The organism is Sphingobium sp. C100 (assembly GCF_000508185.1).
Taxonomy (GTDB): Bacteria; Pseudomonadota; Alphaproteobacteria; order Sphingomonadales; family Sphingomonadaceae; genus Sphingobium.
This window is the reverse complement of record NZ_AYOY01000014.1, coordinates 1-12,746: the sequence shown is the minus strand read 5'-3', so window position 1 is coordinate 12,746 and position 12,746 is coordinate 1. Positions and strand designations below refer to the sequence as shown.

Genomic DNA, 12,746 nt, shown 5'->3' with positions numbered 1-12,746 from the left:
CCCCGCCGCTGGCCCGTCATTTCCCGGCGCGCAATCGCATCATTGCGGGACTGGCATTGGGGACGGTGGTGGTGGAGGCCGCGCCCAAATCGGGGTCACTGATCACTGCGCGGCTGGCGGGTGAGGCGGGGCGCGAAGTGATGGCTGTCCCCGGCTCCCCGCTCGACCCGCGCGCGCAGGGCTGCAACCAGTTGATCCGCGACGGCGCGATCCTGGTGCAGAATGGCGCCGACGTGATGGAGGCGATCGGCGGCTTCGACCCAAGGATGGTGCGTCAGGGCCGTTTCGACTTCATCGGCGAGCCGGTGTCGAGCGATGTGATGGAGCAGGACCGGGCGGCCCTGTTGCGGCTGTTGGGACCGGTGCCGGTGTCCGTCGATGAATTGATCCGGCAATCGAACATGGCGCCGGCGATCGTGCAGACGATCCTGCTGGAACTGGAATTGGCTGGTCGGCTCGACAGGCATTCGGGGGGGAAGATTTCGTTGATATGAACGATTCCGATGGGAATGACCTGGGCCGGCGCCTAGAGATTGGCGCCATTCTCTCAACGTCGATGGCCGATATAGCAGCCAATGTCGTGGGCTTTGGCGGGCTGGCGCTGCTGTTGGCGGTGGCGGGCGGCAGCACTGACACCTATCTGCCCGACGTCGGCAATATCGTCGGCAATCTGGCGTTGTTTTTCATATCGGTGCTGGCGGTCTATCTGACGCTGCGGGCGAAGCTGGGGGATGACGACATCCGGCCGCGCTTTGGCGCCGCATTCGGTTTCAATTTATTGTCGAACCTGGCGATCCTGGTGGGATTGATCTTGCTGATCGTGCCGGGCCTGCTGATTTTCGTGCGCTGGGCGGTGGGGCTGCCGGCGCTGTTGCGCGAAAATCTGAGCGTGTCGGAAGCGATGGCCCGCAGCAGCATCCTGACCGAAGGCAATCGCTGGCGCATATTGGGGTTGAGCCTGGTGATATGGGGGCCATTCCTGCTGGCGATGGTCCTGATGGGAGGGCTTTTTACAGTCTTCGCGGGAGAGGCGAGCCTGGACATGCTGCCTTTCAACATGTTGGTCAATTTGGCGGCGGGTTGCGCGTCCATCCTGAGCTCGGTCTGCTGGACGGAAGCCTATCTGGCCCTCTCTGGCGAGGACGAGGGGCATCAGGCGCTCGCCGAAATATTTGCCTGAAACGCTGGCGCAGCAGAACGCTTGACGCGATAGCGACTTGGTCGGCAGATTCGCGCGTGTACGTGAGAGAATTGGAAATCGGGGCCTGAATGCAACTTGTCATCGTCGAATCGCCGGCCAAGGCGAAGACCATCGAGAAATATCTGGGCGGCGATTTCCACGTCCTCGCCAGCTATGGCCATATCCGCGACCTGCCGGCCAAGGACGGGTCGGTGGACCCCGACGACGGCTTTGCGATGTCGTGGGAAAATTACGGCGACAAGGGCAAGCAGCTCAAGGCCATTGCCGATGCGTCCAAGACGGCGACGCGCCTGATCCTCGCGACTGACCCTGATCGTGAAGGGGAAGCGATAAGCTGGCATGTGCAGGAGGTGCTGCGCGCCAAGAAGGCGCTGCCCTCGGTCGTGGACCGGGTGACGTTCAATGCGATCACCAAGGCGGCCGTGCTGGACGCGATGGCCAAGCCGCGCGCGCTGGACGAGGATCTGATCGACGCCTATCGGGCGCGCCGCGCGCTCGACTATCTGGTGGGCTTCACCCTGTCGCCGGTGCTGTGGCGCAAGTTGCCCGGCGCCAAGTCGGCGGGTCGCGTCCAATCCGTCGCGCTGCGGTTGGTGGTGGAGCGCGAGCGTGAGATTGAGAGCTTCACACCGCAGGAATATTGGTCGGTCGCGGCCGAGATGGAGCAGGGCGGGCAGGGCTTCACCGCGCGCCTGGTCCGGTGGAAGGGCGAGAAGATCGACCGCCTGACTATCGGCAAGGAAGGCGACGCCATGGCCGCCAAGGCGGACGTGGAGGCCGGGCGCTTCACCGTCGACAAGGTCGAGACCAAGCCGCTTTCGCGCAATCCGCCCGCGCCGTTCACCACATCGACGCTACAGCAGGAAGCCGCGCGCAAGCTGGGCTTTTCCGCCAGCCACACGATGCGGATCGCCCAGCAGCTCTATGAAGATGGCGCGATCACCTATATGCGGACCGACGGCGTGCAGATGGATGGCAGCGCCATCTCGGCCGCGCGCAAGGCGATCGCGGATCGCTATGATGGTGGCTATCTGCCCGAAAAGCCGCGCCAATATCAGACCAAGGCGAAAAATGCGCAGGAAGCGCATGAAGCCATCCGCCCGACCGAATTTACCCGCGACAAGGTGGGCAGCGGCGACCATGCGCGCCTCTATGACCTGATCTTCAAGCGCGCGCTGGCGAGCCAGATGGCGTCGGCGCGGCTGGAGCGCACGACGATCGATCTGGTTGATGGCACTGGCCAGCACGCTCTGCGCGCAACCGGGCAGGTGGTGATCTTCCCCGGCTTTCTCGCGCTGTATGAAGAAGGTCGCGACGACAGCGACGACGATGACAGCAAGATCCTGCCGCGCATGGCGCAAGGCGACGCGCCGGCGAAGAAGAAGGTGACGGCCGAGCAGCATTTCACTCAGCCGCCGCCGCGCTATTCGGAAGCGTCGCTGGTCAAGAAGCTGGAAGAACTGGGGATCGGGCGTCCATCCACCTACGCCTCGACGCTTCAGGTGCTCAAGGACCGCGACTATGTGCGGGTGGAAAAGAACCGCTTCTTCGCCGAGGAGAGCGGGCGGCTGGTGACGGCGTTCCTGGAGCGCTTCTTCGAACGCTATGTGTCCTATGATTTCACGGCGGGCCTTGAGGACGAGCTGGACGAGATCAGCGGCGGGCGCGCGCAGTGGCAGGCCGTGCTGGAAGCCTTCTGGCGCGACTTCAAGCCCAAGACCGCGGAAATCATGGAGCAGAAGCCGTCCGACATCACTGCCGAGCTGGACAAATTCCTGGAGCCGATGCTGTTCCCGCCCAAGGCGGACGGCAGCAACCCGCGCGCCTGCCCTATGTGCGGCGACGGGCAGCTCGCGCTGCGCGGCGGCCGGTTCGGCGCGTTCATCGCCTGCTCCAACTATCCGGAGTGCAAATATACCCGCAAGTTCGGGCAGCCGGGTGGCAAGGATGGCGAGGATACGGGGCCGGAGGTGTTGGGCCAGCATCCCGAAACCGGGCAGGATATTGTGAAAAAATCGGGGCGCTTTGGCCCTTATATCGAGATGGGCGAGGGCAAGGAGGCCAGGCGCGGATCGATCCCCAAGGATTTGCCCGATGGCGAGCTGACGCTCGACTGGGCGGTCAAGCTGCTGAGCCTGCCGCGTGAGGTGGGGCTGCATCCTGAAACGGGCAAGCCGATCGTCGCCAATATCGGGCGCTTCGGTCCCTATCTGCTGCATGATGGCAAATATGGCCGCCTGTCATCGACATCGGAGATTTTCGAGGTCGGGATGAACAGCGCGGTGGTGAAGCTGGCCGAGGCAGCGAACCGGGGCGGTCGTTCCGCTGGCGGACGCGAACCGCTGAAGGTGCTGGGCGCGCATCCGCGCACCGAAGCCGAGATCAAGCTGATGGAAGGACGCTATGGCGCCTATGTCACCGATGGCACGACCAACGCGACCTTGCCCAAGACCGTGGACAAGGATGAGCTGACGCTGGAGGAAGCGGCGCAGTTGATCGACGCGCGCGCGGCAGCCGCACCGGCCAAGAAGGGCGCGAAGAAAAAGGCGGCGCCGAAGAAGGCCGCGGTGAAGAAGGATGGGGCGACGAAGGATGGCGCGGCCAAGAAGCCCGCGGCCAAGAAGCCTGCGGCGAAAAAGGCGCCTGCCAAGAAGGCCGCAGCGGAATAGACGCATGAGTGACCGTCCCGACAAGACCGAACTGGCCGGGGATCGGACGGACTTCGCCGAGGACCGCACGTTGCTCGCTAATGAGCGGCCTTTTGCCGGCTGGATGCGCACCGGGTCCAGCCGGTCAGAGGCATGAACATCCGGCTGGTCGCATTGGCGATGACGCTGGGCGGGATTGCGCTGATCGCGGGCATCTGGATGATGAAACAGCCGGAGTGACCCCGGCCATCTCTGCGTCACTCCACCCAGTCGAGGCCGATGTCGCGATAGATGAAGCGGTCATCCTCCCAGTCCTCCTTCACCTTGACGTGAAGATAGAGGTGGACGGTGACGCCCAATAGGGCGGCCAGTTCCGCACGCGCCTTCGACCCGATTTCCTTGAGCCGCTGACCGCCCTTGCCCAGCACGATGGCGCGCTGGGTCGGGCGGGCGACCAGGATTTGCTGGTGGATTTCGACCGATCCGTCATCGCGCTCGGTATATTTTTCGGTATCGACCGCGGCGGCATAGGGGAGTTCGGCGTGAAGCTGATGATAAAGCTGTTCGCGCGTGATTTCCGCCGCCAGCATCCGGTCGGTGGCGTCGGAGACCTGATCTTCGGGGAAATGCCATGGCCCGTCGGGCATCGCATTGGCAAAGGCGGTCTTGAGTTCGGGCAAGCCGTCGCCAGTTGCGGCGGAGATGAAGAACGTCTCCTCGAAACCGACCCGCTCATAGAGTTTCTGGGTATGGACCAGCAGCTTTTCCTTGATGGCGATGTCGACCTTGTTGAGGATCAGCCATTTGCGTTCGGCGCGATGCTGGAGCGCCTCGATGATCGGCTCCATCTTGGGGCCGAGCCCCGCCTTGCCATCGACGATCAGGGCGATCAGGTCCGCTCCCTGCGCGCCGCCCCAAGCGGCCTGCACCATGGCGCGGTCCAGCCGGCGCTTGGGTGCGAAGATGCCGGGGGTATCGACCAGCACGAGCTGCGCATCGCCCTCGATCGCGACGCCCATGACGCGGGTGCGTGTGGTTTGCGCCTTGGGACTGGTGATCGCCACCTTCTGTCCCACCAGCGCGTTGACCAGCGTCGACTTGCCCGCATTGGGCGCACCGACGATCGCGACGACGCCGCAGCGCTGGGAGTTCATATCAACCGTCAAATTCATTCCATCCATTCAATGGGCCGTACTCCCGCGGAAGCGTTAGCCCAATATGCAGACCACGCCTGATCCCAGGCTCCTGCGTTCGCAGGCGCACGACATAGCATAATTTCGGCTCTATCCCGCCAGCTTCTCGAACAGCGCCTTGGCCGCCGCCGTTTCAGCTTCCTGCTTGGACGCCCCGGTCGCGCTCGCTTCGCCCGCGCCCTTGATCGAGACGGTGACGCTGAAGCGTAGTGCATGTTGCGGGCCGGACCGGTCGGTCAGCGCATATTCGGGGGGCTTGCGCTTGTTGGCGGCGGCCCATTCCTGAAGCGCCGACTTGGGGTGTCGCGGCGCGCTGGTCTGGGTATCGAGCCGATCGCTCCACAGGCGGCGGACGAGCGTGCGCGCCTCCTCCAGCCCGCCTTCGAGATAGAGCGCGCCGATCAGCGCTTCCATCACGTCGCCCAGCACATTGTCACTGTCGGCCGCGCCATCGTCGCGCGCCTGCTTGCCCAGGATAAGATGGGTTGGCACGCCGACCGTCCGCGCGACGTCGGCGCAGGTTTCGCCCGACACCAGCGCATTATAGCGGCGCGACAGCTTGCCTTCCGGTTCGTCGGTGAAGCGTTCGAACACCCATTCGCCGATCAGCAGGCCAAGCACGCGGTCGCCGAGAAATTCGATCCGTTCATAATTGACCGGCTTGGCGCTGCCATGGGTCAACGCCTGTTCGAAGGCGGCGCGATCCCTGGGCGCGCGGCCGATCAGTTCCTTCAACCAGCCATCTGTGTCGGGCCGATGCGCACTCACATTCAAAAACCTTCGCCGATACGGCTCCAGCGCGCGGCGGTGAACCAGGTCCAGGGGAGCAGCCAGTTGGCGCTGCCGTCAGTGGAGAAGACCGAGATCAGTGCCTTGCCGACGAGATTCTTCTCCGGGACCAGGCCGATGCCGCCGCCTTCGACCGCGGGGAAGCGGCTGTCGGCGCTGCGGTCGCGATTGTCGCCCATCATGAAAAGATGGCCTTCAGGGACCAGCACGGTGTCGCGATCGTCCGCCGCGCCGTCGCTCAACAGATCGAGGACATTATAGCTTTTGCCGCCGGGCAGGGTTTCGCGAAACTGCGGGTAGCGACATTCCTTGCCACCGCCGGGGGCGGCTTCCTCAAATTCCGGGCGATAGCAGGGGGAGGGGCTGCCTTCTTTCTGCGCGGCGTCGGTCATGTTGGGCGTCACGGGAATGACGAGATCGGGCACCTTCTGCTTGGGAATGGCCTGACCGTTCAGATAGACGGTTCCGCCGCGCACGGCGATCATGTCGCCGGGCAGGCCGATGACGCGCTTGATATAGTCATTCTTCTGGTTCGGCGGCGCCTTGAACACCACCACGTCGCCGCGCTGGGGCGCCGAGGCGAGGATTCGGCCGGGGATCAGCGGGACCGAAAAGGGCAGCGAATAGCGCGAATAGCCATAGGGCCATTTGGCGACCAGCAGATAGTCGCCGATCAGCAAGCGCGGCTGCATCGATTCCGACGGGATGTTGAATGGCGAAACGATGAAGCTTCGCAGGATGAAGACGAACAGGCCCAGTTTGACGAGAAACCAGAGGAAGTCCCGCGTTTCGGATTTGGCAGTCATGGATGCTCGTCTTTTCCTTCGCTTTGGCCCGAAAAGGGGCCGTCGCGGCTTTTGCGGTGTCCTAAAGGCCGCGTCAAGCACGCCGGATGGTGCATTGCACGCCGGACCTGTCTAAGCAGAGGACGAATCGACCGGTGCAGCGTCGATATCGACCAACGTCATAGGGGAATTCGCATGACCAGCCCTGCCCTGGCGGCCATCGCCGCGCTGCCGCAAGCCGACCTCAAGTCCATCTTCACCACCGATCCCGACCGCCTGCCGAAGCTGGTGCTGAACCAGGGACCATTGCGGTTCGACTGGTCCAAGACGCATCTGACCGATGACCTGATCGACGGCTTCCTGAAGCTCGCCGACGAACAGGAATTCGCCGCCCGGCGCGATGCCCTGTTCGCGGGCGAGGCGGTGAACAACACGGAAGGCCGCGCCGCCGAACATCCCGCCGAACGCGGCGAGGGCAATGCCGACAGCGTCGCCCACGCCAAGATGCTGCATGAGCGGATGCGCGCGCTGATCGACGCGATCGAGGCCGGGGCGCTGGGCGAAATCCGCCACATCCTGCATATCGGCATCGGCGGCTCCGCGCTGGGGCCGGACCTCATCATCGATGCGCTCGACGGCGACGGCATCCGGTACGACGTGGCGATCGTGTCCAATGTCGACGGCACTGCGCTGGAACGGGCGATGGACAGTTTCGACCCGGAATATACGCTGATCGCGGTGGCGTCGAAAACCTTCACCACGACCGAGACGATGCTGAACGCGGCCAGCGCCATCAACTGGATGGTCGAGGCGGGGGTGGAAGATCCCTATGGCTGCGTGATCGCGTTGACCGCATCGCCCGACAAGGCGATCGAATGGGGCGTGGACGAGACGCGCGTCCTGCCCTTCGCCGAGTCGGTGGGCGGGCGCTATTCGCTCTGGTCGTCGATCGGCTTTCCCGCCGCGCTGTCGCTGGGCTGGGATGCGTTCGAGAGCCTGCTGGAGGGCGCGGCGGCGATGGACCGGCATTTCCGGCTGTCCGACCCGCGGGAGAATGCACCGCTGATCGCCGCCTTCGTCGATCAATATTATACGCGAGTGCTGGGTTGCCAGACGCGCGCGCTGTTCGCCTATGACGAGCGGCTGAAGCTGCTGCCCTCCTATCTCCAGCAGCTGGAAATGGAGAGCAACGGCAAGAGCGTCACGCGCGACGGCACGCCGGTTGACGGGCCGACCGCGCCGATCACCTGGGGCGGTGTCGGCACTGACGCGCAACATGCCGTGTTCCAGTTGCTGCACCAGGGCACGATCCTGACGCCGGTCGAGTTCATCGCATCGATCGAGCCGGGCCATACGCTCGACCCGGCGCATCATCGTGCGCTGCTGGTCAATTGCTTCGCCCAGGGCGCGGCGCTGATGCGCGGCAAGGAGAATGCGGCGGACCCGGCGCGCGCCTATCCCGGCGGGCGGCCATCCACCACCATCCTGATGGACGATGTGACGCCCGAAGCGCTGGGTGCGCTGGTCGCTTTTTACGAGCATCGCACTTTCGCCAATGCGGTGTTGATGGGGATCAACCCGTTCGACCAGTTCGGCGTCGAGCTGGGCAAGGAGATCGCCAAGTCGATCGAGGCCGATGGACCGGGCGGGTTCGATCCGTCGACCATGGCGCTGATCGACCTGGCATTGGGCGAATAGCTAAACTGCCGTTCGGTTCGAGTGGCTTTCGGGCGATGACGAGAAGGGGCGTCGAAACCAGTTTTCGACAGGCTCGAACCGAACGGGGTAGTGAAAGCAATGGGAAGAAATTCCCATTTGTAACTGTGTGCTCCAGCCGCCATATCCCGCCCGACACCAGCGGAGAGCGGCATGAGCGACTATGATTTCGACCTTTTCGTCATCGGCGCGGGATCGGGCGGGGTGCGGGCATCCCGCATCGCGGCGGCCCATGGCGCAAAGGTCGCCGTGGCCGAGGAGTTTCGGGTCGGGGGCACCTGCGTCATTCGCGGCTGCGTGCCCAAGAAGCTGCTGATTTACGGCGCGCATTTCGCCGAGGATCTGAAGGACGCCCGCCGCTTCGGCTGGAACGTGCCCGATTGCGGTTTCGAATGGACCACGCTGCGCGACAATGTCCTGTCCGAGGTCGACCGGCTGGAGGGCCTCTACAAGAATACGCTCGACAATCACAAGGTCGAGATGATCGCCGAGCGGGCGACCGTCACCGGCCCGCATTCGGTCAAGCTGGCGAGCGGGCGCGAGGTGAGCGCCAAAACGATCCTGATCGCGACCGGCGCCTGGCCGATCATCCCGGAGATGGAAGGCGCCGAGCATGGCATCACCAGCAATGAGGTGTTCCATCTGGACGAATGCCCGAGCCGCATCGTCATCGTCGGGGGCGGCTATATCGCCAATGAGTTTGCCGGCATCTTTCATCAGTTCGGCGCTCATGTGACCATGGTCAATCGCGGCGGCACGCTGCTGCGCGGCTATGACGAGACGGTGCGCGACCGGTTGCTTCAGATTTCGACGATGAAGGGGATTAATTTCCGCTTCAACGCGAAGATGGAGAAGATCGACAAGAATGAGGACGGGACGCTGTGCGTCCGGTTCGAGAGCGGCGATCCGGTCGCGGCGGACCTGGTGCTGTTCGCCACCGGGCGGCGGCCGCATACCGAAGGGCTGGGGCTGGAAACGGCCGGCGTCGAACTGAACGACAAGGGCGCGATCAAGGTTGACGATTACAGCCAGTCGAGTTGCGAGAGCATCTATGCAGTGGGCGATGTCACCGACCGGCTGCAACTGACGCCGGTCGCCATTCGCGAAGGCCATGCCTTTGCCGATACGGTGTTCGGCGGCAACCGGCGCAAGGTCGATTATAACTGCGTGCCATCGGCCGTGTTCAGCCATCCGCCGCTGGCGGGTGTGGGCATGACCGAGGCGGAGGCGCGCAACAAGCTGGGCACCGTCAAAATCTACACGTCCGATTTCCGGCCGATGAAGAATGTGCTGGCCGGCAGGGACGAGCGTGCGCTTTACAAGATGATCGTCGATGCCACGACCGACCGGGTGGTGGGGCTGCACATGATCGGACCGGATGCGCCCGAGATATTGCAGGCCGCCGCCGTCGCGGTGAAGGCGGGCCTTACCAAGCAGGATTTCGACGACACCGTCGCGCTGCATCCCAGCATGGCCGAGGAGTTGGTGCTGCTGAAATAGGGACGGGGTGTTCCTGCGAAAGCAGGAACACAGGGCCATCAGGCGCTATGCGTTGCACATTGCGCTAGCGCGCCGCGAAAGTCACCACCAGCGCGTCGCGCCAGGCCGGGCGTTCGGGGTCGAGCGGGTGGATTTCGGTCACGCCGTGCAGGATGCGATGATCGTCGATCAGCATCGTGTCGGCGGGATCGGTGAGGGTGAATTCGCCGAGCGGCGTGCCGTCGGGCGCGCCGATGCGGGTAACGCCTTCGCGGACATTGCGGCGCTCGACCAGCATGACCATCACCCGATCGACGCCGTCGCGGTGCATCCCTTCGGGCGTGGGACGGCCAAGTTCGCCAGGTTTCGCCTCGATGCGGAACTGGTGCAGTTCCACATGCCATTGGCCGGTGCGGGCTGGATCGAAGCTGTCGGCGCAGAAGGCGAGGATCGCCTGCATCACCGGACCGGCGACGGTTTCGGGCGCGACCGGATCGAACCAGCGCTGCACGTCGCCATTGAGGGGGTTATAGTCGCGGCTCTGATAATGGGGCTGGTGCGGCTTGCGGGTGAAGCCGTCCCGGTCGAGCGCGAAGACGGCGTGGCGGCGGCGGCGATAGCGACCGCCATCGGCCATGTAGAGATCGGGGCCAAGATCGTTCCAGCTCTGGGCGAAGCCCGCCCAGTCGGGTTCGGCGATGTCCAGCCGGTCGAACATGGTGGCGCCGGGCACACGGATATAGCCGTCCGCGGCCATGGCGTCCTGCATCTGGTATAGGCTGGCTGTGTCGCTCATCTTCATGTCCTTAATGGAGGCCGGAGACGAGCGACAGGGCCAGTTTCCGCACCCTGGATTTCGGGCGTGGGCTGTGCGCCGCATTCAGGCGATGGTCGGGACCATGCCGCCTTCGACGCGGAGCGCCGCGCCGTTGGTGGCGGCGGCCAGCGGGCTGGCGAGATAGGCGACCATCGCGCCGACCTCGTCCGCCTCGATCAGGCGCTTGATGAGCGAGAGGGGACGCAATTTGGTGAAGAATTCCGCTTCGCGTTCCGCTTCCGGCGCGTCCTTGTCTTCGACCACCGAGCGGATGAAATCCACGATCCCTTCCGACCGGGTGGGGCCGGGCAGGACCGAATTGACGGTGACGCCGGTGCCGCGCGTATGTTCGGCCAGGCCGCGCGAGATGGACAATTGGGCTGATTTGGTCATGCCATAATGGATCATCTCGGCCGGCGGGAGCAGGCCGCTTTCGCTGGCGATGAAAATGACGCGGCCCCAATTTTTCTCCAGCATCCGGGGGAAATAATGGCGCGAGAGGCGGGCGCCGCTGACGACATTCACTTCGAACAGATGATGCCAGTCCTCGTCGCTGATGTCGGCGAAATCCTTGGCTTCGTAAATGCCCAGATTATTGACGAGGATGTCGGTGTCGGGGACGGCGGCGATCAGGGCGGCGGCGCCTTGCGCGGTCGCGGGATCGGCGAGGACCGGATGGACCGTGCCGCCAATTTCCGCAGCGGCGGCGTCGAGCTTGGCCTGGTTGCGGCCGGTGATGGTGACGGCGACGCCTTCTTCAGCGAGCCTTTTGGCGATGGCGAGGCCGATGCCGGCGGTCGATCCGGTGACGATGGCGCTTTTGCCCAAGAGCTTCAAATCCATGGCTTATCCTTTGAAATGGACAACGAGATGGACAGTAGATAACAATTGCGCGATTGATGATTAGAGAGAAACTTGTCACTTCAGAAGTGAATCTAAATCATGGATAACCGTTTCGGTGACATAGAGACGTTTTTGCTGGTGGCGGACGAAGGCAGCTTCGCGGCGGGGGCCAAGGCGATGCGCCTCACCCCGTCCGCTGTCAGCCGGTCGATCGCCCGGCTGGAGCAGCGGCTGGGGGTGTTGCTGCTGCGCCGGACGACGCGGGCTCTGGCGCTGACGCGCGAGGGCATTGCCTATCGCGATCGCATGTTGGTGCTGCTGGGCGACATGATGGAATTGGAAGCAGGGCTGGGCCAGGACCGGAACGAGCCGCGCGGACTGCTGCGGGTCAACGCCTCGCCCTCCTTTGGCGTCGAATGCCTGATTCCCATCCTGCCGCGCTTTGCGCAGCGCTATCCGGCGGTGCGGCTGGACCTCACCCTGTCCGACACGATCGTCGACCTGGTGGAGGAACGCGCCGATGTCGCGATCCGCATCGGGCCGCTGCGCGATACCCGCCTGCGCGCGAAGAAGCTGGGGCATAGCCGCATGGTGCTGGTCGCCAGTCCCGATTATCTGGCGCGGCGGGGCACGCCGCGCACGCCCGACGATCTGGACGCGCATGACTGCCTGCGCTTCAGTTTCCGTCGCTCGGTCGATGGCTGGCCTTTCCGCATCGGCAAGCGGGTGGTGCAGCGGCCGGTGGAGGGCGCCTATTTCGGCAATTCGGGCGAGGTCGTGCGCCAGATGGCGGTCGCGGGCTGCGGCATTGCGCGGCACGGCCATTTCCACGTCGCCCGCGACCTTGAGCAAGGGCGGCTGGTGGAGGTGCTGGCCGACTATGTTCCGGGCGATGGCGAGGATATTCACGCCCTTTATGCGGCGGAGGACCGGTCGGCGGCGCGGGTGCGGGCTTTCCTGGACTTTCTGGATGAAGCGGTGGTGATCGACGGGCGCGGGATCAGCGGGACGAAGGCTGCTGCGCCAGGAGGTTGAGCGCCCGGGTCATGAGGGCGACGAATTTGGCTTCGTCCAGGCGGGTGGCCGGGTCGTTCCAGCTACCGCTCACCGCATACCAGCCGCCGTCCTGCGCCTGAAGCAGGAAATTCATCGCCATGACCCCCGGCTCGCTGCCGCCCTTATAGCCCAGATAGCGCCAGCGCTTCGCATCGGCGGGGGCGATGCCGGGATTGACCGCCATGATCGGCAGCGCGTCGCCGCCGCTGCGCCGCAGCC

12 protein-coding genes and 1 pseudogene are annotated in these 12,746 nt (G+C 64.3%); 7 read left to right on the top strand and 6 right to left on the bottom strand.

The window, feature by feature from the left end; translation table 11 throughout:
• The 4 genes from C100_RS27385 to C100_RS49275 form a co-directional block, all read left to right on the top strand.
• Positions 1–494, top strand: a 494-nt coding sequence (locus tag C100_RS27385; protein WP_024018206.1) for a DNA-processing protein DprA, incomplete at its 5' end; no start/stop codon positions are given.
• On the top strand, positions 491–1,180 hold the full coding sequence (locus C100_RS27380; RefSeq protein ID WP_024018205.1) for a glycerophosphoryl diester phosphodiesterase membrane domain-containing protein: 690 nt from the start codon (positions 491–493) through the stop codon (positions 1,178–1,180). The genes C100_RS27385 and C100_RS27380, both read left to right, overlap by 4 nt.
• An 89-nt stretch (positions 1,181–1,269) precedes the next feature.
• Positions 1,270–3,870 (top strand): type I DNA topoisomerase, encoded by a 2,601-nt coding sequence (gene topA / locus C100_RS27375; protein WP_024018204.1) that lies wholly within the window; start codon positions 1,270–1,272, stop codon positions 3,868–3,870.
• A gap of 4 nt (positions 3,871–3,874) precedes the next feature.
• Positions 3,875–4,006 carry a hypothetical protein gene (locus tag C100_RS49275; protein WP_268746817.1) on the top strand — a complete coding sequence of 44 codons (132 nt, stop codon included), beginning with the start codon at positions 3,875–3,877 and terminating at the stop codon, positions 4,004–4,006.
• A 100-nt stretch (positions 4,007–4,106) separates the two neighbouring features.
• Here the strand turns inward: C100_RS49275 and era are convergent, their stop codons facing one another.
• The 3 genes from era to lepB form a co-directional block, all read right to left on the bottom strand.
• Positions 4,107–5,003: a GTPase Era gene (gene era, locus C100_RS27370; RefSeq protein ID WP_442800298.1), complete on the bottom strand. Its 897-nt coding sequence runs from the start codon at positions 5,001–5,003 to the stop codon at positions 4,107–4,109.
• 129 nt (positions 5,004–5,132) lie between these two features.
• The gene (gene rnc, locus C100_RS27365) at positions 5,133–5,816 is read right to left on the bottom strand and encodes a ribonuclease III (protein WP_024018202.1); all 684 of its coding nucleotides are present in this window, start codon (positions 5,814–5,816) and stop codon (positions 5,133–5,135) included.
• Positions 5,813–6,637: a signal peptidase I gene (gene lepB / locus C100_RS27360; RefSeq protein WP_024018201.1), complete on the bottom strand. Its 825-nt coding sequence runs from the start codon at positions 6,635–6,637 to the stop codon at positions 5,813–5,815. The genes rnc and lepB overlap by 4 nt, the downstream gene beginning before the upstream one ends.
• Before the next feature lie 174 nt (positions 6,638–6,811).
• On the opposite strand from lepB, the gene pgi reads away from it, so the two are divergent.
• Positions 6,812–8,314, top strand: coding sequence for a glucose-6-phosphate isomerase (pgi, locus tag C100_RS27355; protein ID WP_024018200.1), 1,503 nt, complete (start codon positions 6,812–6,814; stop codon positions 8,312–8,314).
• 171 nt (positions 8,315–8,485) lie between these two features.
• On the top strand, positions 8,486–9,832 hold the full coding sequence (gene gor, locus C100_RS27350) for a glutathione-disulfide reductase (RefSeq protein ID WP_024018199.1): 1,347 nt from the start codon (positions 8,486–8,488) through the stop codon (positions 9,830–9,832).
• Between the two features lie 64 nt (positions 9,833–9,896).
• Here the strand turns inward: gor and C100_RS27345 are convergent, their stop codons facing one another.
• Both C100_RS27345 and C100_RS27340 read right to left on the bottom strand, forming a co-directional pair.
• Positions 9,897–10,607, bottom strand: a complete 711-nt coding sequence (locus C100_RS27345; protein ID WP_037529515.1) for a 2OG-Fe dioxygenase family protein — start codon at positions 10,605–10,607, stop codon at positions 9,897–9,899.
• An 84-nt stretch (positions 10,608–10,691) separates the two neighbouring features.
• A complete protein-coding gene (locus C100_RS27340) occupies positions 10,692–11,471 on the bottom strand; it encodes an SDR family NAD(P)-dependent oxidoreductase (RefSeq protein WP_024018197.1) in 780 nt (259 codons plus the stop codon).
• Positions 11,472–11,570: 99 nt separating this feature from the next.
• Here C100_RS27340 and C100_RS27335 point away from each other — a divergent pair, with 99 nt between their 5' ends.
• Positions 11,571–12,506 carry a LysR family transcriptional regulator gene (locus C100_RS27335; protein ID WP_024018196.1) on the top strand — a complete coding sequence of 312 codons (936 nt, stop codon included), beginning with the start codon at positions 11,571–11,573 and terminating at the stop codon, positions 12,504–12,506.
• Here C100_RS27335 and C100_RS0123895 read toward each other — a convergent pair.
• Positions 12,472–12,746 (bottom strand): annotated as a pseudogene (locus tag C100_RS0123895) (serine hydrolase); the annotation flags it as partial. The gene C100_RS27335 and the pseudogene C100_RS0123895 sit on opposite strands and share 35 nt — an antisense overlap.